The sequence below is a fragment of the Kitasatospora sp. NPDC029312 genome, assembly GCF_055569215.1.
The window spans coordinates 62281-85882 of sequence record NZ_JBVHXY010000013.1 but is presented as its reverse complement, the minus strand read 5'-3'; the positions used below and the strand labels follow the sequence as shown (position 1 = coordinate 85882).

Sequence of the window (23602 nt, the reverse complement as noted above, 5' to 3'; positions counted from 1 at the left end):
GCAGGTTGTAGGATCGTGTTCAGTCGTAGCGTCACGGGGAGGGCACTCAGTGCCGGAGCACAGGACAGACGTCACTGCCGCCGGGATCGCGCGGTTGGCCGGTGTCGGCCGCGCCGCGGTCAGCAACTGGCGGCGCCGGCACGCGGACTTCCCCAAGCCCGTCGGCGGCACCGACACCAGCCCGGTCTTCGACCTGGCTGACGTCGAGCAGTGGCTGCGCGACCAGGGCAAGCTCGCCCAGATCCCCCTGCGGGAACGGGTCTGGCAGCAGATCGAACGGGATCCGGACGGGGCGGCGACCGCGCTGCGGCTGGTCGGTGCCGTGCTCCTGCTGCGCGAGCAGTCCACCCGCGACCAGTCCACCCGCTGGCAGGAACTGATCACTGCCGGCGACCGCCGTCTGACCCGCGAGCTGCCTGAAGAGCTCGCCGAGGCGCTCCGCGTCCGCCTGGGCGAGAACCACCCGGTACCCGTGCCGGGCGGACCCGAGCTGACAGGGCGTCTGACGCTGCTGCGTGGGGGCGTAGAGCTCGCGAACGAACTCGGCGCACGCCAGGCGTACGAGTTCCTGATGGGGCGCCACTTGGAGGCGGGGCCGCGCCAGTACACTCTGACCCCCGCACCGCTCTCGGAGCTGATGGCCGAGCTCGCCGGCCCGGCCGAGCTGGTGCTGGACCCCGCCTGCGGCTTCGGCGGCCTGCTCGGCGCAGCCGGTCCCACCACCACGGTGATCGGTCAGGAAGCCGATCCGGACCTCGCCGCGCTGACAGCGGTACGCCTTGCCCTGCACACGGACCGGGAGGCGCGGATCCGGGTGGGCGACAGCCTGCGCTCCGACGCACACACCGGCGTGCGCGCGGACGCCGTGCTGTGCCACCCGCCGTTCAACGAGCGCTCCTGGGGACATGAGGAGCTCGCCTACGACATCCGCTGGGAGTACGGGCTGCCGCCGCGGACCGAGTCCGAGCTGGCCTGGGTGCAACACGCCCTCGCCCATGTGCGCGAGAACGGCTGCGCCGTGCTGCTGATGCCGCCCGCCGCGGCGTCCCGCCGGTCGGGCCGGCGGATCCGGGCGGACCTGCTGCGGCGCGGCGCGCTCCGGGCGGTCGTCGCGCTGCCTGCGGGCGTGGCCCCGCCGTACGGGATCCCCCTGCACCTGTGGGTGCTGCGCCGCCCCGCGGCGGACGCGCCGCAACCGCAGCGACTGCTACTGGTGAACGCAGCCGAGCAGTCGGAGGGCGGTGAAAAGCTGCCCTGGCAGGAACTGCGCAACACGGTGCTGGAGGACTGGTACGCCTTCGACCGCGACGGCGCAGCACCGGAGCGACCCGGCGTCAGCCGCACCGTCCCGTTGGTCGACCTGCTGGATGACGACGTGGACGTGACCCCGGCCCGGCACCTGCCGATTCGGGCGGCGGGCACCGGAGAGGCCGCGCTGAGCGAGGTCCGCGAACGCCTGGTCGGTGCCCTGCGTCGCACCGCGGAACTGGCGCCGGTGGTGGGCGTCCAGGGTGCGCCCGCGCACTGGCCGATGACCAGCCTCGGCGAACTGGCCAGGACGGGAGCCCTGTTGATGCGGACGGGCGGTGCCGGAGCCGGCACCGGCGGCCCGCCGGTCCTGAGCGAGCACGACATCGTGTCGGGCGGCGCCCCCTCCGGCGTGCTGCCCGAGGGCGAGGACGAGGAACCGGTGCTCATCCGGGCCGGGGACGTGGTGATCCCCGTGCTCGGCCGGGGCACCGCGACCCGCGTGATCGACGAAGCCACTGCCGGTGCCGCGCTGGGCCGCAACGTCTACCTGCTGCGACCCGACCCCACCACCCTGGACTCGTGGTTCCTCGCCGGCTTCCTGCGCAGCAGTGCGAACAACCGGCAGGCCAGCAGCTTCACCACGTCCGCAACCCGGCTCGATGTGCGCCGGCTTCAGGTGCCCCGGCTGCCGCTGGCCGACCAGCAGCGGTACGGCGAGCGGTTCCGCGCGGTCGATGCCTTCGAGGAGGCGACACGCCTGGCCGCCAGACTGGGCGAACTGCTCGTCCAGGGGCTGTACGACGGGCTGACGGACGGGAGCATCAGCCCGTCCTGATGGGCGGACGGCCGCCCGGCGAACGGGTCGGTAGGCTGACCCCGGCAATCACCGATCAACCGCCGCCGAGCAGGAGCTGGCCCATGTACGGCCCCGTCCCCACTGCGCCGCCGCTTCGACGTGGCGCGCGCGTGTGGAGGGTGCTCCTCCGGGTGGTTCTCACCGCCGTGCCGGTGCTGACCATCGGCATGCTGGGCTGGATGTCGATGCTGTACCTCGCGCTCGTGCACCGCCGCAAACGCGACTGGCTGATGCTCGTCGCGGTGGCGGCGGCGTCTGTCGGCGGGGTGGCGCTGATCGGGCCGTCCGAGCAGAACGGCTGGCAGGCCATCACCGGAGTGGTGCTCCTGCTCGGGACCATGGTCTTCGTCCCGGCGTACTTCCTCGCCGTCGACTTGCGGCCGCAGCCTTCGGATGGGGTGGTTCCTCGCCAGGGGACCCCCGTGGCGCCGCCGGCGGTGCAGCCGGGCTACCCACAAGCGGGCCTGCCGCGCCAGGACCGCATCGGGCAGGTCAGGGCCGGGCTCGACGAACTGAGCGCCTACCTCGAGCAGCAGGAGCGCTCATGAAGGGTCGGCTCGTCGCCGGGCGATACGAGCTGGCGAGGCTCATAGGGCAGGGCGGCATGGGCCAGGTATGGACGGCACACGACAACGTCCTGGACCGGCGGGTGGCGGTCAAGCTGCTCCGGACCGACCGGATGCCCGAAGCGGCGGAGTTCGACGGAGTCCGGCGGCGCTTCGCCCGGGAGTGCCGGGTCACCGCCCAGGTCGATCACCCCGGACTGGTCACCGTGCACGATGCCGCCAGCGATGGCGACGACCTCTACCTGGCCATGCAGTACGTCCACGGCGCGGACCTGGCCGACCACTTGGCCGAGCACGATCCCTACCCCTGGCCGTGGGCGGTCGCCGTGGCAGCGCAGCTCTGCCCGGTGCTGACCGCCGTGCACGCGGTGCGGGCCGTGCACCGCGACCTCAAGCCGCGCAATGTCATGGTCCGCCCCGACGGCACCGTCGTCGTGCTCGACCTCGGTGTCGCCGCCGTCCTGGACTCCGATACTACGCGGCTCACCCTTACCGGCTCTCCCATCGGCAGCCCCGCGTACATGGCGCCCGAGCAGGCCATGGGAGGCGAGGTCGGCCCGAGCGCCGACCTCTACTCACTCGGCGTGATCCTTCACGAACTGCTCAGCGGCACGGTCCCCTTCGCCGGTGCCTCCGCGCTGGGCGTGCTGCACCGGCACCTCCACGAGCCGCCCCTGCCGCTGCGCCGGCTTCGGCCAGAGGTGCCGGAACCGCTGGAGACCCTGGTCCTGTGGCTGCTCGCGAAGGACCCGCGGGACCGTCCGGCCGATGCGGCGGAGGTCTACCGCGCGCTGGCACCCCTGCTACCCGGGCCTGCCTCGAACCGGCCTGACGGGCCTGGGGTCCCGATGGACCCGACCCGGCCGTTCCGGCTGCCCTACGCGCCCTGGCACGACGGGCAGCCGCCGTGTCAGTCACCGCACTTGCCGACCGTGCCCGCCGCAGACCCGCACCCGGGCCCTCCCGCACCCGTCGGCGGGACGGCCGACATCGCCGCCGCCGTCAAGGAGGCCAAGGGGTTGCTGGATGTGGGTCGGATCACCCACGCCGTGAGCGTGCTCGGCGGAGCGCTGTCCGGCGCCGCGGAGGCCCGTGGCCGGAACTCTCCCGTCGTCCACATGCTTCGGAAGCACTACGCCGCGACACTGCTGGAGGACGGCCAGTTCCGCGCCGCACTAGCGGAGTTTCGGCTGTTGATCGAGCAGCGCTCCGCCGAGGCCGGCCCGACTGACCCGCAGGCTCTACGCTTCCGCGTCGAGGCGGCGCAGTGCTTGGAACACCTCGGCGACCACGTCTCGGCACTCGCGGAGTACCGGTCTCTGCTTCCCCAGCTGGACCGGCTCGCCGACGACGATCCGGCGTTCGCACTGGAGGTCCGCAGCCGCACAGCACACCTGCTCTTCGCGACCGGTGACCACACCGGCGCCCGCACGGCCCAGCTCCGACTGCTCCTCGACACCGAGCGGCTCTATGGCCCGCACCACCCGCTCGCCGCTGAAACCCGGCGCATCCTCGACGAATGGGACTTGCGGGACGACAGGAGAGACCGCCGTCCGTAGCCACCACGCGATGAGGAGGCCACGAAACCACGCGTTCTCGGGTTCTGTCCGCGAGCCATGCGTGAGCGGACGGCGCGGCACAAGACCCGGCGAGACCGGACAAGCCTTGACCTACCCTCCCGGGGAGACCACGACAGGACGGTGACCAGCACCATGGCCAACCAGTACGAGCGGATCGCTGCCGACATCCGGCATCAGATCGAGACGGGTGAGCTGGGCCCAGGTGAGCGACTGCCTGCCGAAACGGCACTCGCCAGCCGGTACCGGGTGAGCGTGCCGACAGTCCGGCAGGGCGTCGGGGTGCTCGCGGCCGAGGGGCTGGTCGAGAAGCGGCACGGTCGAGGCACCTTCGTGCGCCGGCAACCGACCCCGGCCAAGCGGGACAACCTTCGTCACCAGTGGGAGAAGGACCGCGCCCGCGAGTGTCACGCGGAGCGACGGAAGACCGGAGCCACCGAGCACGACACCGGACTCACCGTGAACGACCTCGTGTTCGACGCCAAGTACCAGCAGATCCCGGCAGACGCGGACCTTGCTGCTGCGTTCGGTGTTGCTGACGGCACGATGCTCCTGAAGCGCACCTACCGCACCCGACACAACGAGGAGCACGCGCCGTTCAACGTGTCCCGCTCGTACCTGCGGCTGGATCTGATCTCCGGGAACCCGGACCTGCTCCGAGAGGAGCATGAGCCGTGGCCGGGTGGGACGCAGAACCAGCTGTTCACCGTCGGCATCGAGCTGGACCGCATCGTGGAGACCTTCCGCGCCCGGCCGCCGACACCGGAGGAGACGGAGGAACTCGGCCTGCCGGCGGGTGTGTCGGTGATCCTTCTTCGGAAGACTTGCATCGACACGACGGACCGCGTGGTGGAGGTTGCCGATGTAGTGCTGCCCGGCGACCGCACCGAGATGGTCTACACGACCCAGCTGAGCAGGTGGTGAGCATGACCAATCTCGTAACCGTGATCACGGCCGTCTATGGACCGAGCGCCGAGTACCTGGCGGACGCCTACAAGTCGCTCCTTGACCAGGAACTTCCGGACGGCTGGGACTGGCAGTGGGTGATCCAGCAGGACGGCGAGACGGACGACGTGGCCCCGCACGTCCCGGACGACGCCCGCATCAGCTTCGGCCAGGGCCGCCACGGGCGGGCGGGCATGGCGCGGACCATGGGGCTTTCACGCGCCACAGGGCAGTTCCTGAAGGTGCTCGACGCCGACGACCAGCTTCCCGCGGGCACGCTGGCCCGTGACCTCGCCGTTCTGACCAGCCGGCCGGACGTGGCGTGGACGACCTCTCGTGTGCTCGACCTGATGCCGGACGGCAGCACGGTGGGCTTCGATCAGGATCCGCCGGCCGGGCCGATCGAACGCGGCCAGGTATTGGCGCACTGGACAGCCCATGACTACCGCGCCCAGGTGCACCCCGCAACGCTGTGCGTGCGGCGGGACCTGCTTCTGGCGCTCGGCGGATGGATGGCGCTTCCGGCGTCCGAGGACACTGGCCTCCTGATGGCGCTCAACGCGGTCAGCCGAGGGTGGTTCATCGAGGAAACAGGGCTTCTCTACCGAAAGTGGCCGGGGCAGAGCACCCACCAGGCCGCGCACAACCACGAAACCGAGCGTACGGCCCGCATGTCGGTGATTCAGGCCCGGGCGGAATCCCTCCTTGCGCTGGAGGCATGGCGGCTGGACACAGCCTGACCGTCCCTGCGCTCTCGGTCGCAAGCCCCGGTGACGGACTCGTTGCCGGGGCCCTTGCGTGTTTGCCCCCGGAGAGCCGGCGCGAGGGCGGAGCTGACCGGGCGGAGGCTGAGTTGCGCAAAGGGCCAAGCGGGCCACGACGTGCCGACCCAGGCGGGCGTTGGTGGGATGGGGATGGATAGCAGGGGAGTTGGGGTGAGGGGTCCTTGTAAAGCGGGGGTCGTCGGTTCGACCCGACAGGGGCTCGCGGCATGAAGGGTCAGTTCGCCGGGGAGATCCCGGGCGGGCTGGCCCTTCGGTGTTGGTGGGGGCGGGTGGGTTGCGGGGTGGGGTGGGTCAGTCGGGTGGGAGGGTGAGGGTGGCGAGGGCGCCGCCGGTGGGGTGGTTGGTGAAGGTGAGGGCGGCGCCGATGACGCGGGTGTGGCCGGTGGCGATGGTGAGGCCGAGGCCGTGGCCGCGGCCGCGTTCCGGGGCGTTGGTGCGGAAGCGCTGGGGGCCGTGGCGGAGGAGGTCGTCGGGGTAGCCGGGGCCGTGGTCGCGGACGGTGATGCGGCGTCCGTCGACGCGGAGTTCGATCGGGCCGGCGCCGTGGCGGTGGGCGTTGAGGATCAGGTTGCCGAGGATGCGGTCCAGGCGGCGCAGGTCGGTGCGGACCTGCCGGCCGTCGGTGATCTCCACGGTGACGTCGAGGCCGGTGAGGGTGACGGTGCGGCGCACCGCGCGTTCCAGCGGGACGGCGGAGAGGTCGGGGGATTCGGCGTCGGCGTCCAGCCGGGAGACCTCCAGGAGGTCCTCGACCAGGCCGCGCAGGGCCTGGACCCGGTTCTGCACGAGCTGGGTGGGGCGGCCGGGCGGGAGCAGCTCGGCGGCGGTGACCAGGCCGGTGAGCGGGGTGCGCAGTTCGTGGGCGACGTCGGCGGTGAAGCGCTGCTCGTCCTCCAGCCGGCGGTGCAGGGTGCGGGACATCAGGTCGACGGCGGCGGCGAGGTCGGCCACCTCGTCCCGGCCGTCGACGAGTTCGCCGATCCGGGTGTCCGTGCCGCCGGCCGCGATGCCGCGGGCGGCGGTGGCCGCGGTGCGCAGCCGGCGGCTGATCCGGTCCGCGACCAGGACGCCGGCGAGCACGGTGGTGAAGACCGCGGCGACGACGGTGATCAGGATGATCCGGTCCAGGTCCGCGATCGCCTGGCGGTCCTGGGTGAAGTCGACCCGGGCGGACAGCACCCCGCTCTGGACCGGGGCGGCCGCCCACATGGACTCGCCCCGCGGGTCGGCGGCGAGCAGCGAGCCCTGCCGGCCGCTCGCGGCGAGGTCGTGCAGCCGGGTGGGCAGGGCCGGGTCGTCCAGGGCGGCGCCGCGGCCGGAGACCTCGCCGCTGCGGCGGTAGTCGGCGAGCGCCGAGTCGAGGGCGGTGAGCGCGGAGGAGCGGGCCTGATCGACGTGTTGACGAATCATCGCCTGGTGGACCAGCAGGCCGACGGCCACCGCGACCAGGACGGAGATGGCGGCGACGGCGGTGGCGATCTGGCGGCGCAGGGTCATGCCGGGCGCCGCAGCTTGTAGCCGAAGCCGCGGACGGTCTCGATCCGGCCGGAGCCGATCTTGGCACGGAGCCGCTGCACGTGGACGTCCACCACCCGGGTGTCGGCGCCCCACTCGTAGTCCCAGACGCGTTCGAGCAGGGTGGAGCGCTCCAGCACGACGCCGGGCGCGGCGGTGAACTCCAGCAGCAGCCGCAGTTCGGTGGGGGTGAGCGGGACGAGCCGGCCGTCCACCCGCACCTCCATGCTGTCGGTGTCCACCTGGAGGCCGTCGAAGCTTCGGACGGCGGTGGGGCCGGCGGTGGGGCCGGCGGGGATGCTGCCAGGATCGTCGGGGGCGGGGGAGTCGGGGAAGGCCGGGCGGCCGGGCGCCGGGACGTCGTCGGAGTGACCGGGGTCGGCGGCCGTCGGCACCACCCGGATCCGGCGCAGGACGGTGCGGATCCGGGCGACCAGGACGGCGCTCTCGAAGGGCTTGACCACGTAGTCGTCCGCGCCCGCCTCGAGCCCGGACACCACGTCCACCGGGTCGGTGCGGGCGGACATCATCAGGATCGGCAGCTGGCTCTCCTCGCGGATCCGGCGGCAGAGGCCGACTCCGTCGAGCAGCGGGAGCATCACGTCCAGCAGGACCAGGTCGGGGCGGACGGCGTGGAACGCCTCCAGCCCGTCCAGGCCGTCGGCGGCGGTGGTGACCGGGAAGCCGTAGCGCTCCAGGGCCATCCGGGTCGCCTCCCGGATCACCTCGTCGTCCTCGACGAGCAGGATGTGGGGTTGGGCGGGGCTGGCTGCGGGGGTCATCGCTTCGCTTCCGGGGTCACGGTGGGGACGGCGGGCAAGGCGGTGGGGGCGGAGGGCTGCGGGGTCGGCCGGGCGGTGCGCGGGGGCTGGGCGGCCCCACCGGAGCCGGCCGCACCGGAGCCGGTCGGGCCCGCGCCGGCCGCGCCGGAGCCTGCCGACGGCCGTTTCGCGCCGGGCTCGACGGGGACGGGGGCGGGGGCCGGAGTGGCGACGGCGGACGGCGGACCGTTGTCCGCGTCGCCGGGCGGCAGCAGTCCGGTGCCGTCCACCCGCCGCTCCAGCAGGCCGAGCCGGACGCCGTCCCACTGGTAGTGGCTGCTGGTCCGGGTGGAGACGGTGGTCGGCTCGTACAGCCACAGGTCGGAGCCGACGGTCGCGGCGCTGAAGCCCCGCTGGACCTCCGCCCGCAGGATCGGCAGGACGCGGTCGTCGGCGAGGGCGTAGACGTGCAGCACGACCGGCCCGGTGGTGGTGACGGCGGTGATCAGCGAGCGCCGCCCGTCGCCGGTGAGGTCGCGGAACTCGGGGGCGCGCACCTCGCACTCGGCGCAGGAGTCGAGCGCGCGCCGCTCCTCCGCGCTCAGTCCGGGGTCCTTGGCGAGGACGGTGCGGACGTCGACCGCGGTGAGGTCGCGCCCGGGGACGGTCAGGTCGGGGAGGGGCTGAGGCGGCGCCTGGGTGGCGGAGCCGGCCGCGGGCGTGGTCGGGGGCGGGGAGGCGGCCAGGGCGGGCCAGAGCGGCTCGGCCACCGGCGGCGGGGTGACGGGCTTGAACGGGCCGTGGTCCCGCAGACCGCCCGGTGTGGACCGGTCCAGGGCCAGGGCGGCGAGGGCGACCAGCAGGGCCAGAACGGTGACGGCCGCCAGCGGTACGGCGCGGCGGCGCAGCGGCGTCCGATGCGGCGGGGCCGGGCGCGGCGGGGTGGGGTGCAGCGGCGTTGGGCGGAGGGAGGTCGGTACTGCCACGGTCGGTGCTCGTCCTCCTGGTCTGCGGCTGTGCGGGGGTTCGCCCCGCGTGGCCGTCGTGGTCGGTACCCCGACGCCTCGGCGGTAGGTCGTCCGGGCGGCGCCCGGGGTTCCACCCGGGCCGGGCCGCGAGCCGGTCGGCAGCGCGCCGCGAACCCGCCGCCAACACGTCGGCAGCGCGCCGCGAACCCGCCGCGAACACGTCGGCGGCGCGCCGCGACCGGACCCCGGAGCGGCCGGGGACCCGGGCGCGTCCTGTGGATCCTCGCCGGGCCCGCGCGGATCCACAAGACGCGCCCGGGCTAGGCCGGGTCCGCCAGCGCGATGATGTTGTCCGTCCAGTGGCCGTCCGCGCCGATCCGCCCGCCGCAGGTGATCAGCCGGAGCGCGGGCGCGGCGGTGTCGCCGTAGACGGTGTCGGTGGGGAAGTGGTCCTTGGCGGCCTGGAGCAGGGTGCGGACCTTGAAGTCCACGGTGCCGCCGTCCGCGCGGCGGATGCGGACCAGCTCGCCCGGGTGCAGTTCCGGCAGCCGCTGGAAGACCGCCGGGCCGTGCGTGGTGTCGAGGTGCCCGATCAGGACGGCGGGGCCGGTCTCGCCGGGGGTGGGGCCGTTGCGGTACCAGCCGACCTCGTCGGCGTGGTCGGCGGACGGCACCTCGACCGTGCCGTCGGCGTTCAGGCCGAGGCCGGTGACCGGGGCGTCCACGCCGATGGACGGGATCAGCAGCCGGGTGGGCGGCGAGGCCGCCAGCGGTCGGCGGGTGGCCGCGGGTGCGCCGGCGGGTGTGGTCGGCGCGTCGGGCGCGGTGGCCGTCGGCGGGAGCGGAGCGGTGTCGTGGCCGGAGGCCTCGATCCGCACCACCGGGGTGTCCCGGCCGGACAGTGCCAGCGAAGTGCCGAGCACCAGGCAGAGCAGGCCGGCCGTACCGAATACGGTGCGCCGCAGAACGCTCGGGCCCGGCCGGGCGGCACGCCGCCGCCCGTGACGGTCGGCGCGTCGGCGGTGGCCGGCGGGGGCACCTTGGTGGCCGGGGCCCCGTCGGTCGGTCCCGGCCGCCGAGGGCGCCCCGGCGCCGCCTCCCCGCCGGGCCCGAGGCGGGGGAGGGGCGCCGGGTTGCCCGGCGGGCTCGGGACCGGGGTCAGCCGCGCGCACCGGAGCGGCGGCGAAGGACGGCGAAGCCCAGCGCGGCGGCGCCAACGGCGGCCACGCCGCCGCCGCCCGCCAGCATCAGTCCGTCGTTGCCGCCGGCGGCGGAGCCGTCGCCGGCCTGGGCGGCGCCCTTCGGCACCTCGCGGACCTGCGGCTGGGCGGCGCCGGGGGCGCGCTCCGGAGTGGGAGTGGCGGTGCCCACAGGCGCGGCGGCCTTCGGCGTGGGGGTGGCGGTCCTGCCGGAGCCGGCCGGAGCGGCGGGGGCCGGGGCTCCGTTGGACGGGGTGGGGGAGGCGGTCGGCGTGGCGGCGGCGGCCTTCGGGCTCCCGTCGGCCCAGGCCTGGCCGCCGGTGACGGCGGTCAGCAGCGCGGCGCCGGTCAGCGTGCAGACCGCCAGCATGCGGCGGGCGGGCGAGCGGTCGGTGCGGGTCCTGCTCATACGGTGGTTCTCCTTCGTCTCTCTCGCGGGTGCGGCTGTCGCGCGGGCGCCTCCGGCCGGTACGGCCCTCGCACGGACGCCACGGGCCGGGGACGGCCGGTGCGTCGCCAGTGACGGTAGGGGCGCCGTGTCGCGGTCCCCGCCCGGCCGCGTCACGGTCGCCCATCGGCTGGGTAACGGGCCCAGCCGCACCTGAACCACCCGCCGAACCACCCGCTGAAACACGCGCTGAAACACGCGCCGAGCCGGCCGCCGGACCCCGCGCCGATCACGCGCCGGCCCGCACGCGGACGACATCCCCGACCACCCGGATCCGACCACCCTGAGCACTCCGGCCCACCCGTCCGTACCTCCCGGTGGGGGAAAAATCGAGAGAAAGGTGGCGGTGATGAGCATCCTCGCCAACCTCCTTCCGGCGATGCGGAGTTCGCGCAAGCGGGCCGGTACCGGCAAGGAGACCAGAAACACCAAGTCGACCGGTCACGGCCGCCGTCGGAACCGCAAGAACACGCGGCACTGACGACTGACGCACCGGTCATGGTCCCGGGCTAGGACAGGCACGTGTGGTCGCTGCGACGGCTGACGGCCGTCGACACGGGCGGCGGCGACGACCGGGCGGACCCGGTCGTCCCACCGGCCCCGGCCGTGTCGCTGCGGCGGACCTTCGTCCGGTTCTGGCCCTACACCCGCGGCGGGCGGCGCTGGCTGGCCCCGCTGCTGGGGTTGGTTCTGCTCGGCCCGGTGGTGGACGCGGCCGCGATCTGGCTCTTCAAGATCGTCGTCGACGACGTACTGGTGCCGCGCAGGCTCGGCCTGTTCCTGCCGGTGGCGCTCGGCTACGCCGTGCTGACCCTGGTGGCCGGGAGCCTGCGCTTCGCCGACGAGGCGACGTCGGCCTGGGTCAGCGAGCGCTTTCTGCTCGCCCTGCGCACGGACGTGTTCCGGCACCTGCAGGGCCTACCGCTGGGTTTCTTCGAGCGGCGGCGGCTCGGCGACGTACTGTCGCGGCTGACCGCGGATGTCGAGGCGGTCGAGACCTTCCTGCTCTCGGGCGTCCTCGACGCGGTCGCGTACGTCGCCGAGTTGGCCGTCTTCCTGGTAGTGCTGTTCTACCTGCGCTGGGACCTCGCGCTCACCGCACTGGTGGTCGCGCCGCTGTTCTGGATCACCGCCCGGCACTTCTCCACGAGGGTGAAGGCTGCGTCCCGGGAACGGCGACGCCGCAGCGGTTCGGTCAGCGCGCTCGCCGAGGAGACGCTCGGCAACATCGCGCTGGTGCAGGCGTACAACCGGCAGGACTGGGAGCAGGAGCGCTTCCTCCGGGAGAGCCTGGCCCGGTTCCGGGCGACCATGGCGGCGACCCGGCTGCGCGCCCTGTTCGCACCGGTCGTGGAGCTGCTGGAGCTGGTCGGGGCGCTGATCGTGCTCGGCCTCGGCGCCTGGGAACTCGTCCACGACCGACTGACGCTCGGCGAACTCCTCGTCTTCGTCGCACTGCTCAGCCGTCTTTACAGCCCGATCCGGGGCATCTCCCAGCTCAGCAACGGCTTCTACTCGGCCTCGGCTGCCGCCGAGCGGATCATCGAACTGCTCGACCAGCAGCCGCAGGTGACCGATCCCCCGGCACCGCTGCGCCCCGCCCGGATGCGCGGCGCGGTGGTCTTCGACCGGGTGTGGTTCCGCTACCCGGACACCACCCGGGTGGCGCTGTACGACGTCTCCTTCCGCGCCGAGCCGGGCGAGACGGTGGCGCTGGTCGGCGAGAGCGGGGCGGGCAAGTCGACCATCGCCAAACTGCTGCTGCGCTTCTACGACCCGGAGCGGGGAGCCGTCCGGCTGGACGGCGTCGACCTGCGCGAACTGGCGCTGACCGACCTGCGCGAGCACATCGCGGTGCTGCTCCAGGAGACACTGGTGATCCACGGCACCGTCCGGGAGAACATCGCCTACGGCCGACCCGGGGCGACCGACGAGCAGATCAGGGCCGCCGCCCGGGCCGCCGACGCCGACGAGTTCATCAGCCGACTGCCGGAGGGCTACGACACGGTGGTGGGCCAGCACGGCCGGCTGCTGTCCGGCGGGCAGCGTCAGCGGATCGCGATCGCCCGGGCGATGATCCGGGACGCACCGGTGCTGCTGCTCGACGAGCCGACCACCGGGCTGGACCCGGAGTCCGGGCGGCGGATCCTCGAGCCGCTGGGGCGGCTGATGAACGGACGGACCACGATCATCATCTCGCACAACCTGCTCACCGTACGGAACGCGGACCGGATCGTGCTGCTGCGCGAGGGCCGCGTCACCGCCTGTGGCAGCCACCGGGACTTGGTCGCCCGCGACGACGGCTACGCCCGGCTCGACCGGGCCGCCGGCCTGACGAGGGCCGCCGGATGAGCACGGAGACCACCCGACGAGTGCCGAGCCCGATGAGCAAGCGGGGCCGCCCGATGAGTACGGAGGCCACCCGATGAGTGCGAGGGAGCCACTGCCCGCCGGAACGCCGATCGCGCCCGGCTACCAGGTGCTGTCCCACCTGTGCCGCACCGGCTGGCTGGACGTCTACGACGCCTGGAGCGAGGAACGGGACTGCCGCTGCGTGATCAAGGTGCTCCGGCCCGACCGCCGCCGCGACCGTGGACTGCGTGAGCGATTGCTCAGGGAGGGGCGTTGGCTGACCGAGTTCACTCACCCGCACCTGGTGCGCGGCTACGGCACCGGCGAACGCCCGCAGCCGTACGCGGTGCTGGAGACCCTCACCGGCGAGACCCTCGCCCATCTGATCGACCGGCGACCGCGCCGCCCGGCCGCCGCCGACCTGACCCTGCTCGGGCTGCAACTCTGCTCGGCCGTCAGCTACTTGCACGGGCGGGGCCTGCTGCACCTGGACCTCAAGCCCTCCAACGTGGTGATCGACTGCCGCCGAGCCAAGGTGCTGGACCTGAGCATCGCCCGCCCACCGGGCCCGGGCAGCCCGGGCGTCGGCACGGTCGGCTACCTCGCCCCGGAACAGGCCTCCGGCGGGCCGCTCACGGCGGCTGCCGACGTCTGGGGCATCGGGATCACCCTCTACGAGGCCGCCACCGGCGAACTGCCCTTCGTCGAGGAGCCGTTGAGTCGGAGCGCATCGCCGGCTCCTCCGGTGTCCCGGCGCCGTCGCCTGCCCCGCCCGCTTGCCGAGGCGATCGACGCCGGTCTGCGCCTCGACCCGCCGGCCCGGCCATCGATTGACGAACTGACCGACACGCTCGATGAGTTGCTTCCTCGGCGCCGCCGCTCAACGCCGCCGCTCGAGGGCTGAGTACGAACCGGTCGCCCGGCGCGTCACCGCGGACGACTCCCTACTTCCCCGGCCTCGGCTGCCCCGCCTACCGCAGCTGACGCAGGGTCCACGCCGCGCCCGGCACTTCGGAGAGCGCGCGGGTGTGGCCGGTGAACAGCTCGGCCGCGCGGCGGTACGAGAGGCGGGCGCGGCCGGTGTGCGGGCAGCGGTCGGCGGCAGGGGTGCCGGTCGGGGCGCGGCGGTCGGTGAGGAAGAGCGGTCCGCCGGCGCGGCCGGCGATCAGCAGCGGGAGCAGCCGGGCGGTGCCGGACCCCCAGCGGACCTGGGTGCGGCCGGCCCCGGCGCGGGTGCGGCGTTGAGGCAGGTCGAGTTGGTCGGCGTCCAGGGCCAGCACGGTCTCGATGGCGGTGCCCGACTCGTGCAACAGGTGCCACAGCGTCTGCTCGCGCAGCGGCGCACGCAGGGCGAACAGGGCGCGCAGCTGCTCGGCCGTCAACGGGGAGGGGGCATCGGCCGGTTCGGGCAGCGGCACGAGTCGTAGTCCGGTGGTCGGATCGCCGTCGATCCAACCTCGGGCGCGCCACCAGGCGACGGCCGTGCGCAGGGTGGCGAGTTCGCGTGTGAGGGTGCGCGGGTCGGTGCCGGTGCCGCGCAGGGTGACGGCGGCGCGCAGGCGTTCGGCGGCGTCGGGGTGGTCGAGCAGTGCGAGCGGGAGGACGGGTGGCCTGGCGCGGCGCCGGTCCGGGCCGGTGGGCGCGGGCCGGTCGGCGAGTGCCCAGGCCCAAGTGTTCAGCGCGATCCGGTAGATCCGCCGGGAGCCCTCGGCGAGCCCGGAGGCGGCGAGGTAGCGCTCGACGGCGAGGCCGTACTCGACCGGGGGAAGCTCTGCCACGGCCTTACCCTTCTTCCGCAGTAAACGCCCGCCTCCCGGGCGCTCCCAGGAAATCGATAAGCGCAGTAAATGGCAGGTGAGGGCCCATTTCCTGACTAATTTACTGCGACGAAGACGCTGCCGCACGAAATTGATGGCCAAAGGCTCAAGTTTTTTCGGGAAAGCCCTTGATCCGCGTCCCCGGGCGCTCCCAGACTGCTGCTCATGGCAGTGGACACAGAACGGATCCCGGCCCGCCCCCGGCGGTGGGGAGACCGGCTCGCCGTGCTGGGCGAGCGCGAATTCACCCGGTTCTTCCTCGGCTACACGACCTCCCTCCTCGGCTCCGCGATGGCCCCGGTCGCGGTGGCTTTCGCGGTGCTCGACCGGGGTGGCAGCGGCACCGACCTCGGTTGGGTGATGTCCGCCCGGATCCTCCCCGTGGTGCTGGTGCTGCTGGCCGGCGGGGTGATCACCGACCGCTTCGGCAGCCGCCGTCTGATGCTGGGCTCGGACGTCCTGCGCGGCCTCGTGCAGGCGCTGTTCGCCGGGCTGTTGGCGGCCGGGCACGCGCCGGTCTGGGCGATGGTCGCCCTGGTCGCCGTCTGGGGCGTCGGCGAAGGCCTGTTCATGCCCGCGTTCGGCGCGCTCGCGCCCGATCTGGTGCGCCGCACGGAGCTGCTGGCGGACGGGAACACCCTGCTGGGGCTGTCCCGTTCGGTGTCCACGGTGGCCGGGCCCGCGCTGGCCGGCCTGATCACGGCGGGGTGGGGCCCGGCGGCGGTGCTGCTGATCGACGCGGTGACGTACGGCGTCGGCGCCCTCGCGCTGGCGGGGCTCCGGCTGCCCGACCGGCCGACGGCGGGCGGCGGGGAGTCGGTGCTCCGGGAACTGCGGGGCGGGTGGTCGGCGTTCACGGCCCGCCCGTGGCTGTGGATCACCACCGCGCAGATGGGCCTGTTCAACCTGCTGGTCTGGGCGCCGTTCCTGGTGCTCGGCCCGCTCACCGCGCAGCGGGAGCTCGGCGGCGCCCGGGCCTGGGGCCTGGTGATGGGCGTGTACGGCGCGGGCGCGGTGCTGGGCGGGCTGCTGATGCTGGGCCGCCGCCCCGGGCGTCCGCTGGCGGTGGCCACCGCGGCCGGCCTCGCTTGGGCGCTGCCCTCCGCCGCGCTGGCGGCGGGGGCTCCGCTGCTCTGGGTGGTCGCCGGGGCGTTGGTGGCGGGGACGGGCTCGGCGGTGTGCGGGACCTTGTTCGCCACCACGACGCAGCGCTGGGTCCCCGCGGAGCTGTTGGGCCGGTTGTCCTCCTTCGGATCGCTCGGCGCCTTCGTCCTCGGCCCGCTCGGCTTGGCGGCGGCCGGTCCGCTGGCTGCCCGGTTCGGCGTCGGGCGGGTGCTGCTCGTCGGGGTCGTCTGGCAAGTTGCTTCGGGGGCCGTAGTGTTGGGCGTACCGGCCGTACGGAAACGGCGCTGGGAGGAGGGCCCGGACGACTGACGCACCCCTCGGACGGCTTCGGGGCGCACCCCCGGCCACCGGTGCGGCCCACCGCGCACCGCATCCGGCCGGCCCCGGAGCGCAGCCGGTCGCTCCGCCCACGCGTGCGTGCCTCCGCGGCGGGCGGGGTGGCCGGGTCGGTCGTACCGTGGACGTGGGGGTACGGAGGAGGTTCGACCATGCCCGGTTCGCTCACCATCAGCCATCACGAGAACGCCGTCACCATCGACCACACGGACGCGGAGCGCCTGGCGACCGTCCTGGCCGAGCTGGCGTACCTGCTGGAGATCCCGGGGCCCAACCGGGTCAACGAGGCCCAGCTGACGGTGCTGTGCGAGGGCCGCCGCCCGGACCGCGACGAGCTGTCGCACTGGGCGCGGGCGCTGTCCAACGAGTTGAAGGGACGGCTCTGACCGACGCTGTCCACCGCTCCGAGGGGACGGCTCCGGCTGCGGACTTCCCCGGCCGGGACGATCCCGTCGATGCCCCGGCCGCCCCGCCGTACGATGGCGCGCGGGGCGGGCCGGTGCGGCACGCCCTCCGGTCGGCGGGTCGGCCGACGGCCGGCCCGGGGGAGGGTGGGGGTCCGAGCGTGCCGCAGTCATGGTCGTTGTCCTGGCTGACCGTGCCGACCCCGCTGCCGAGCGGCCCGATGCACATCGCGGTGACGCCGCTGGGCGTGGCGGCGGCCGGCTACGGCGGACGGGACGACGAGACGCCGCCGTGCACCGACCGGGAGAAGAGCGCCGCCGTCACCGAACGGATCGGCGCCTACCTGGCCGGCCGCACCCGCGAGTTGGGTCTGCCGATCGACTGGAGCCTCAGCTCCGGCCCGCACCGCGCCGTGCTGCAGACGCTCTGGCGCGAGGTGCCGTACGGGCGGACCATCACCTACGGCGAACTGGCCGCGCGCAGCGGTGTGTTCGAGGACGTCACGGAACCGGGCCTGGCCGCCCGCACGGTCGGGCAGATGATGGCGGCGAACCCCGTCGCGCTGCTGGTGCCCTGCCATCGGGTGGTGGCGGCGGACGGGATCGGCGGTTTCGGCGGCGGTCGGGTGGGGATCGAGGTGAAGCGTTGGCTGCTGACCCTGGAGGGGGCGCTGGAGCCGACGCTGGACTGGAACGGCCCGCTGTAGCCGTAGCCGTAGCCGTAGCCGTACGGATGGCTGCGGCCGCGTGGCGGTGGGCGGCTGTGCCGAATTGCCGCACGGACGGGCCGCTCGATGGGGGAAGATGGTGCGCGGCATGCCGATCGACTCGAGTGCATTGTCGGACCGATCGAACTGCTCGAACCGATCGACCTGACGGAACTGGTCGAGTTGGCCCCGATCGCCCGGTATATCGATCAGGTGATCCAGTCGTACTATTTGTTCGGTTATTTGGAACCACTCGAATGAGTGATTGCGGTCCACTGCCGAACGGGCCCACCATGAAGCCGCAACATGAAGTCGCAACATGAACGTGCAAGGCGACACTTCATCGGGCTTGTGAAGGGCTCCCCATATGTCGACCGAAACCAATGCCGGTATTCCTGCGCCGGGTGTGCGGCCGGAGATCCGGCAGCAGCAGGCACTGAGCACGGCGGGCGCACGGAACCTCGCCACGACCACCAAGTCCGCGCCGCAGATGCAGGGCATCAGTCCGCGCTGGCTGCTCAGGATGCTGCCCTGGGTCGAGGTGTCCGGCGGTACCTACCGGGTCAACCGCCGGCTGCGCCACAAGGTCGGCCGAGGCCGGGTGAGCTTCGTCAAGACCGGTTCCGAGGTGCGGATCGTGCCGCAGACCCTGACCGAAGTGCCGGTGCTGCGCGGTTTCCAGGACGACGCGGTACTGGAGGAGTTGGCCGGGCGCTTCACCCAGCGCCAGTTCGACGCGGGGGACGTCCTGGTCTCGGCCGGTTCGCCGATCAGCGAGGTCTTCCTGATCGCGCACGGCAAGCTCGACCGGCTCGGCATCGGCAAGTACGGCGAGGAGACGGTGGTCGGCGCCCTCGCCGACGGCGACCACCTGGGCGACGAGGCGCTCCAGGAGGAGGGCGACACCTGGCCGTACACCGTCCGCGCCGTCACCTCCGGCACCGTGATGGTGCTCCCCTGGCCGTCCTTCCAGGAGCTGCACGACCGCTCGGATGCGCTCCAGCTGCAGGTCATGGAGTACCTGAACGGCTTCCAGCAGGCGCAGAACAAGCACGGTGAGGCCGCGATCGACCTCTCCGCCGGCCACCACGGCGAGTACGACCTGCCCGGCGCGTTCGTGGACTACGAGCTCAAGCCGCGCGAGTACGAGCTCAGCGTCGCGCAGACCGTCCTCAAGGTGCACACGCGCGTCGCCGACCTCTACAACCAGCCGATGAACCAGACCGAGCACCAGCTCCGGCTGACCATCGAGGCCCTGCGCGAACGCCAGGAGCACGAGATGATCAACAACCCGGAGTTCGGCCTCCTGGAGAACGCCGAGTACGACCACCGGATCCAGACGCACTCGGGGCCGCCCACCCCGGACGACATGGACGAGCTGCTCAGCCGCCGCCGCAGCACCAAGATGTTCCTGGCCCACCCCAAGGCCATCGCCGCCTTCGGCCGGGAGTGCAACAAGCGCGGCCTCTACCCGGGCACCGTCGAGGTCGAGGGCAAGCACGTCAACGCCTGGCGCGGGGTGCCGATCTTCCCGTGCAACAAGATCCCGATCGTCGGCAACACCAGCTCGATCATCGCGATGCGCGTCGGCGAGCACAACCAGGGCGTCATCGGCCTGCACCAGACCGGAATTCCGGACGAATACCAGCCGGGCCTTTCGGTGCGTTTCATGGGAATCGACGAGAAGGCCATCATTTCCTACCTGGTGACCGCCTACTACTCGGCCGCGATCCTGGTGCCGGACGCGGTCGGCGTGCTGGAGAACGTCGACATCGCCCAGCGCTGACCACCGGCTCCCGTCCCACCGAGTCCGATACCGCGCCATCCGCGCCGCCCGTCCGGGGAACACCGCCCGGGCCGGGCGGCGCGCCGCGACGCGTACGGCACAGCAGGCCAATCCACGACAGGCGTCCAACAGGGGGAGAGAACACATGACGAGCTCCACGCTGGAGCGGGACCACAAGGAGGGCCACGAGGCGGCGGACATCCTCGCCCGTGCCCGTGGGCTGGTCGACCCGGTCCTGCGGGCCGCCGTCGACTCGCTGCCCGGGATGATGCGCAAGGTCGCCGGCTACCACTTCGGCTGGTGGGAGGCGGACGGCACACCCGCCGAGGCCTCCCCGGGCAAGGCGATCCGCCCGGCCATGGTCCTCGCGGCCACCCAGGCCCTCGGCGGCACGCCCGGTGCGGCCGTCGCCGCAGCCGCCTCGGTGGAGCTGGTGCACAACTTCACCCTGCTCCACGACGACGTCATCGACCGGGACGACACCCGGCGCCACCGGCCCACCGCCTGGCGGGTGTTCGGCACCACCGAGGCCATCCTGGCCGGCGACGCCATGCACTCCCTCGCGCTGCGCCTGCTCGCCGAGGACGCCCACCCGGCCGCCCGGGGCTCGATCCGCCGGCTCGCCGACTGCGTGGTCGAACTCTGCGAGGGCCAGCAGATCGACTGCGCCTTCGAATCGCGCAACGACGTCTCGCTCGCCGAATGCCTGGCGATGGCCGAGGCCAAGACCGGCGCGCTGCTCGGTGCCGCCTGCGCGATGGGCGCGCTGTACGGCGGCGGGTCGGAGGAAGCCGCGCAGGCGATGGACGGCTTCGGCCGCGAGATCGGCCTGGCCTTCCAGCTGATCGATGATCTGATCGGCATCTGGGGGGACCCGGCGGTCACGGGCAAGCCGGTCGGCGCGGACCTGGTCGCCCGCAAGAAGTCACTGCCGGTGGTCAGGGCGCTGGGTTCCGGCACCCCCGAGGGCGACCGACTCGCCGAACTGTACGCGCTCGAACGTCCGCTGACGCCCGAGGAGTTGGCGCAGTGCGCGGCCGCCGTCGACGGGGCGGGCGGGCGCGGCTGGGCACAGGGCGAGTCCTGCGAGCGGATGGCGGCGGCGATGGTTCAGCTGGCCGTGGCCGTACCGCAGCCGTCCGCAGCCGACGAACTGCTGGCACTCGCCGAGCTGGTGACCCGCCGCACCCACTGAGTGCGGCCGCGCCCCCCCAGCTACGGTCGGCCGCCACTCTGGCGGGAGATCACTGCCTGCTCTCCGGAGTGGGAAGTCGGACCGGCCGACTTCCCACTCCAGCCCGCGCTCACCCGAAGGCGGCCAACAGTCGCCGCTCCTGCGCCGGTTCGATGCCTTGCCGCACCGCCGACCCCGGCGCCTGCTTGCGCCCCTCGGCGTCGGTGTCACCCGCCGGCCCGCGCTCGCGCAGCCACTCCCAGGTGTCCCGCGCGGTCTCGGCGAACGGGCGGCAGTGCAGCCCGGCCGCCCGGGCACGGCTGCTGTCGACCTGCCAGATGTACCTCCACTCCGGTAGGTCCGGCGCCCAGAAGGGGAGTTCGAGCCAGGGGGTGACCTGGTCCGGCCCCTCGGCGAGCAGCCGGTCGTCCGCGACCCAGACCAGCTCGGTGCCCGCCGCACCCGCGATCTCCCGGCAGGTCTCCAGCCACTCTCCGAAGGTCAGCCGGCCGGGCGGCGCCGTGGTGAGGAAGCGGCCGGTCGTTCCGGCCTCCAACCGGTCGAGCCCGAAGGCGGCGAAGTCCCGGACGTCGATCACCTGCATGCTCCGCCCGGGGTCGCCCGGGGCGAGCACCCGCCCGCCGCGCGCCATCCGCTCCAGCCACCAGGGCAGTCGGCCGCCGCGCTCGTACGGTCCGATCAGCAGCCCGCTGCTGAGGATCAGCGAGCGCTCGGCCCCGAATCCCGCCAGCACCGCGCGCTCGCAGCCGGCCTTCAGCTCACGGCCGGAGGACTGCTCGGGCGGGGCGTCGGCAGGGCATGGGAGGAGCGCGGAGTCCTCGTCGATCACCTGGGTGGCCCAGTCGGCGTAAGCGTGCACCGAGGAGACGAAGGTGTAGTGGGTGGCTCGTTCGCGCAGCAGCCGAGCGCTGAGCCCGGCCTGGGCGGGCTGCTGGGCCGAGGTGTCGACCACGGCGTCCCAGCTGCGGCCCTCGACCAGCCGGGCGACGTCCTCGGCGCTGTCGCGGTCGCCCCGGACGGACTCCACTCCGGGCAGATCGTCGGCGCTGCGCCCGCGGTTGAAGGTGGTGACGTGGTGGCCGCGGGCGAGGGCCTCGACGGCGTAGGCCCGTCCGAGGAAGGACGAGCCCCCGAGCAAGAGGATCTTCATACCGGCCAGCCTCTCCCGACCACCCCGCCCGTACGCTCCGATTCGCGCTGGGCAGAGCGGCGGCAGAGCGGCGGGTGGAGCGGCGGGCGGACTGCGCCGACCCCAGTGCGGCGCGGAGCACCCGACATGCCGCCCCACCCTGCCGCACCTAGCATCCCAGATGTGCCGATTCGCCCCTGTTCGGCACGGAAGGCACCGGACCGCCCCGGACGGCACTGGGAGAACGACAGCATGTCAACCCGGCAGGCCCCAGGCCGTCCGACCACCCTGACCGCCCTCGCCATCCCGACCGCCCCCGGACCGAACGGACGAAGGACCCCCGATGAACCAGCCCGAGCTGGAGGCACTGGCCGCCGACGCGTACGTCTACGGCTACCCGCTCGTCGCCGGCCTCACCATGGTCGAGCGCTTCGCCAAGGGCGGCCTGGGCACCCTCCCGGCGGCGCCGTTCAACCACTTCAGCCATGCGACCCGGCTGGCAGGCCCGGGCGACCGGTTCGTCTCCGTCAACAACGACACCATCTACTCGATCGCCCAACTCGACCTCTCCGAAGGCCCCTTGGTGCTACACGTCCCGGACACCGGCGGTGCCTACCACGTGCTCCAGTTCATCAGTGCCTGGACGGAGAACGTCGCCTACCTCGGGAGCCGCGCCACCGGCACCGACGCGCAGACCTGGCTGATCGTCCCGCCCGCCTGGCACGGCGCGCCGCCGGACCCGAGCCGGGTGATCGAGATGCCCACCACCGTCGGCACCATCGTCGGCCGCTTCGCCTGCGCCGGCCCCGGCGACCTGCCACGGGTCAAGGCGCTCCAGGCCGGTCTCCTCCTCGAACCGCTGGAGCCCGGCGGCCTGGTCGCCGGACTGCCCGAGCCGGACCCGGACGTCCCGGAGCGGCTCGCCTTCTTCGAACGCCTGCGGGTGTGGATGCAGGCGTTTCCGCCCGCCACCCCCGACATCGAGTACCAGCGCCGCTTCGCCCCGCTCGGCCTGCTGGACGACGGCGGCTCGCCCTACCGCGCGGCCGCCCCGGAGTGGACCCTCGCACTCGCCAAGGGCCTGGCCGCCGGACGGGAACGGGTCGAGGACGCCACCCGCCCGCCCGAGGACCACCCGCCCGGCGAATGGCGCTCCGCGCTCCACCTCTTCGACTACAACCTCGACCACCTCGGCCCCGGCACCGTCGACGACCCTGAGTGGCGAATCCCGGACCGCCGCGCCGCCTACCTCAGCCGCGCCGCCGCCGCCCGCGCCGGTCTCTGGGGCAACCACGCCTACGAGGCCTCGTACGCGATGACCTACGAGGACTCCGACGGCCGCCCGCTCACCGGCGCCCACAGCTACACCCTGCGCTTCGAACAGCCCCCGCCCGCCGAGGCCTTCTGGTCCGTCACGATGTACTCCGTCCCGGACTACTACCTGGTCGAGAACCCCATCAACCGCTACTCCATCGGCAGCCGCACCCCCGGCCTCGTCTACGGCGACGACGGCTCCCTGACCCTCACCCTCCAGCACGACCCGCCCGACGACCCCACAGCCACCGCCAACTGGCTCCCCACCCCGCACGGCGAATTCCGCCCCATCATCCGCATCTACCAGCCGAAGCCGACCGTCCTGGACGGCACCTACCAGATCCCCCCGATCCACCGCACCTGACACCGGCCACCCGTTCCGGGATGCCTGCCCCCGGCCGTGGCCGCTCCCGCCCGGCATTGCCCGGGCCCGGTCTTCGACCTCGACGGGACTCGGCTGGTCGGTGATGTGGATCCGCTCGTCCTCGCCCAGGCGCCGGACCCTGACCGACACGGCGGCGGGCGCCTGCTCGGCCCGAGCGGGCGCCCTGCGGTCGAGGGCGGTT

Annotated in this window: 22 protein-coding genes; 15 read left to right on the top strand and 7 right to left on the bottom strand. The window is 73.4% G+C overall.

The window, feature by feature from the left end; genetic code table 11:
• Positions 1 to 49: 49 nt before the first annotated feature.
• The 5 genes from ACZ4WV_RS13715 to ACZ4WV_RS13695 all read left to right on the top strand — a co-directional run bounded on the left by ACZ4WV_RS13715 (position 50) and on the right by ACZ4WV_RS13695 (position 5935).
• Positions 50 to 2086: an N-6 DNA methylase gene (locus ACZ4WV_RS13715; RefSeq protein ID WP_465746076.1), complete on the top strand. Its 2037-nt coding sequence runs from the start codon at positions 50 to 52 to the stop codon at positions 2084 to 2086.
• Positions 2087 to 2238: 152 nt separating this feature from the next.
• Positions 2239 to 2655: a hypothetical protein gene (locus ACZ4WV_RS13710; protein ID WP_465746074.1), complete on the top strand. Its 417-nt coding sequence runs from the start codon at positions 2239 to 2241 to the stop codon at positions 2653 to 2655.
• Positions 2652 to 4232: a serine/threonine-protein kinase gene (locus ACZ4WV_RS13705; protein WP_465746072.1), complete on the top strand. Its 1581-nt coding sequence runs from the start codon at positions 2652 to 2654 to the stop codon at positions 4230 to 4232. Before ACZ4WV_RS13710 ends, ACZ4WV_RS13705 begins: the two co-directional genes overlap by 4 nt.
• Positions 4233 to 4385: 153 nt before the next feature.
• Complete coding sequence (locus tag ACZ4WV_RS13700) at positions 4386 to 5174, top strand: GntR family transcriptional regulator (RefSeq protein ID WP_465746230.1); 789 nt, start codon at positions 4386 to 4388, stop codon at positions 5172 to 5174.
• A 2-nt stretch (positions 5175 to 5176) separates the two neighbouring features.
• On the top strand, positions 5177 to 5935 hold the full coding sequence (locus ACZ4WV_RS13695; RefSeq protein WP_465746070.1) for a glycosyltransferase family 2 protein: 759 nt from the start codon (positions 5177 to 5179) through the stop codon (positions 5933 to 5935).
• 336 nt (positions 5936 to 6271) lie between these two features.
• Here the strand turns inward: ACZ4WV_RS13695 and ACZ4WV_RS13690 are convergent, their stop codons facing one another.
• The 5 genes from ACZ4WV_RS13690 to ACZ4WV_RS13670 all read right to left on the bottom strand — a co-directional run bounded on the left by ACZ4WV_RS13690 (position 6272) and on the right by ACZ4WV_RS13670 (position 10832).
• Complete coding sequence (locus ACZ4WV_RS13690) at positions 6272 to 7477, bottom strand: sensor histidine kinase (RefSeq protein ID WP_465746068.1); 1206 nt, start codon at positions 7475 to 7477, stop codon at positions 6272 to 6274.
• Positions 7474 to 8277, bottom strand: a complete 804-nt coding sequence (locus tag ACZ4WV_RS13685) for a response regulator (protein ID WP_465746066.1) — start codon at positions 8275 to 8277, stop codon at positions 7474 to 7476. Before ACZ4WV_RS13685 ends, ACZ4WV_RS13690 begins: the two co-directional genes overlap by 4 nt.
• Positions 8274 to 9242: a hypothetical protein gene (locus ACZ4WV_RS13680; RefSeq protein ID WP_465746064.1), complete on the bottom strand. Its 969-nt coding sequence runs from the start codon at positions 9240 to 9242 to the stop codon at positions 8274 to 8276. The genes ACZ4WV_RS13685 and ACZ4WV_RS13680 overlap by 4 nt, the downstream gene beginning before the upstream one ends.
• A gap of 302 nt (positions 9243 to 9544) precedes the next feature.
• Positions 9545 to 10147, bottom strand: a complete 603-nt coding sequence (locus ACZ4WV_RS13675; RefSeq protein ID WP_465746062.1) for a class F sortase — start codon at positions 10145 to 10147, stop codon at positions 9545 to 9547.
• Between the two features lie 235 nt (positions 10148 to 10382).
• Positions 10383 to 10832 carry a hypothetical protein gene (locus ACZ4WV_RS13670; RefSeq protein ID WP_465746060.1) on the bottom strand — a complete coding sequence of 150 codons (450 nt, stop codon included), beginning with the start codon at positions 10830 to 10832 and terminating at the stop codon, positions 10383 to 10385.
• A 388-nt stretch (positions 10833 to 11220) separates the two neighbouring features.
• Between ACZ4WV_RS13670 and ACZ4WV_RS13665 the strand changes: the two genes are divergently transcribed.
• The 3 genes from ACZ4WV_RS13665 (at position 11221) to ACZ4WV_RS13655 (ending at position 14127) form a co-directional block, all read left to right on the top strand.
• Positions 11221 to 11352: a hypothetical protein gene (locus tag ACZ4WV_RS13665; RefSeq protein ID WP_465746058.1), complete on the top strand. Its 132-nt coding sequence runs from the start codon at positions 11221 to 11223 to the stop codon at positions 11350 to 11352.
• Between the two features lie 41 nt (positions 11353 to 11393).
• Complete coding sequence (locus ACZ4WV_RS13660) at positions 11394 to 13223, top strand: ABC transporter ATP-binding protein (RefSeq protein WP_465746056.1); 1830 nt, start codon at positions 11394 to 11396, stop codon at positions 13221 to 13223.
• 73 nt (positions 13224 to 13296) lie between these two features.
• The gene (locus ACZ4WV_RS13655; protein WP_465746054.1) at positions 13297 to 14127 is read left to right on the top strand and encodes a serine/threonine-protein kinase; all 831 of its coding nucleotides are present in this window, start codon (positions 13297 to 13299) and stop codon (positions 14125 to 14127) included.
• Positions 14128 to 14194: 67 nt separating this feature from the next.
• On the opposite strand, the gene ACZ4WV_RS13650 is transcribed toward ACZ4WV_RS13655, so the two are convergent.
• On the bottom strand, positions 14195 to 15001 hold the full coding sequence (locus tag ACZ4WV_RS13650; RefSeq protein WP_465746052.1) for a hypothetical protein: 807 nt from the start codon (positions 14999 to 15001) through the stop codon (positions 14195 to 14197).
• Between the two features lie 204 nt (positions 15002 to 15205).
• Here ACZ4WV_RS13650 and ACZ4WV_RS13645 point away from each other — a divergent pair, with 204 nt between their 5' ends.
• The 6 genes from ACZ4WV_RS13645 to ACZ4WV_RS13620 all read left to right on the top strand — a co-directional run bounded on the left by ACZ4WV_RS13645 (position 15206) and on the right by ACZ4WV_RS13620 (position 20593).
• Positions 15206 to 16474 (top strand): MFS transporter, encoded by a 1269-nt coding sequence (locus tag ACZ4WV_RS13645; protein WP_465746050.1) that lies wholly within the window; start codon positions 15206 to 15208, stop codon positions 16472 to 16474.
• Positions 16475 to 16653: 179 nt separating this feature from the next.
• Positions 16654 to 16887: a hypothetical protein gene (locus ACZ4WV_RS13640; protein ID WP_465746048.1), complete on the top strand. Its 234-nt coding sequence runs from the start codon at positions 16654 to 16656 to the stop codon at positions 16885 to 16887.
• A 197-nt stretch (positions 16888 to 17084) separates the two neighbouring features.
• The gene (locus ACZ4WV_RS13635; protein WP_465746046.1) at positions 17085 to 17612 is read left to right on the top strand and encodes a methylated-DNA--[protein]-cysteine S-methyltransferase; all 528 of its coding nucleotides are present in this window, start codon (positions 17085 to 17087) and stop codon (positions 17610 to 17612) included.
• Between the two features lie 87 nt (positions 17613 to 17699).
• Entirely contained in the window at positions 17700 to 17873 is a 174-nt protein-coding gene (locus tag ACZ4WV_RS13630; RefSeq protein WP_465746044.1) for a hypothetical protein, read from the top strand.
• A 106-nt stretch (positions 17874 to 17979) separates the two neighbouring features.
• Positions 17980 to 19398, top strand: a complete 1419-nt coding sequence (locus ACZ4WV_RS13625) for a family 2B encapsulin nanocompartment shell protein (RefSeq protein WP_465746042.1) — start codon at positions 17980 to 17982, stop codon at positions 19396 to 19398.
• Between the two features lie 145 nt (positions 19399 to 19543).
• A complete protein-coding gene (locus ACZ4WV_RS13620) occupies positions 19544 to 20593 on the top strand; it encodes a family 2 encapsulin nanocompartment cargo protein polyprenyl transferase (RefSeq protein WP_465746040.1) in 1050 nt (349 codons plus the stop codon).
• A gap of 109 nt (positions 20594 to 20702) precedes the next feature.
• Here the strand turns inward: ACZ4WV_RS13620 and ACZ4WV_RS13615 are convergent, their stop codons facing one another.
• Positions 20703 to 21743, bottom strand: coding sequence for an NAD-dependent epimerase/dehydratase family protein (locus tag ACZ4WV_RS13615; protein WP_465746038.1), 1041 nt, complete (start codon positions 21741 to 21743; stop codon positions 20703 to 20705).
• Positions 21744 to 22065: 322 nt separating this feature from the next.
• Here ACZ4WV_RS13615 and ACZ4WV_RS13610 point away from each other — a divergent pair, with 322 nt between their 5' ends.
• Positions 22066 to 23400: a DUF1254 domain-containing protein gene (locus ACZ4WV_RS13610; protein WP_465746036.1), complete on the top strand. Its 1335-nt coding sequence runs from the start codon at positions 22066 to 22068 to the stop codon at positions 23398 to 23400.
• Positions 23401 to 23602: the final 202 nt, after the last annotated feature.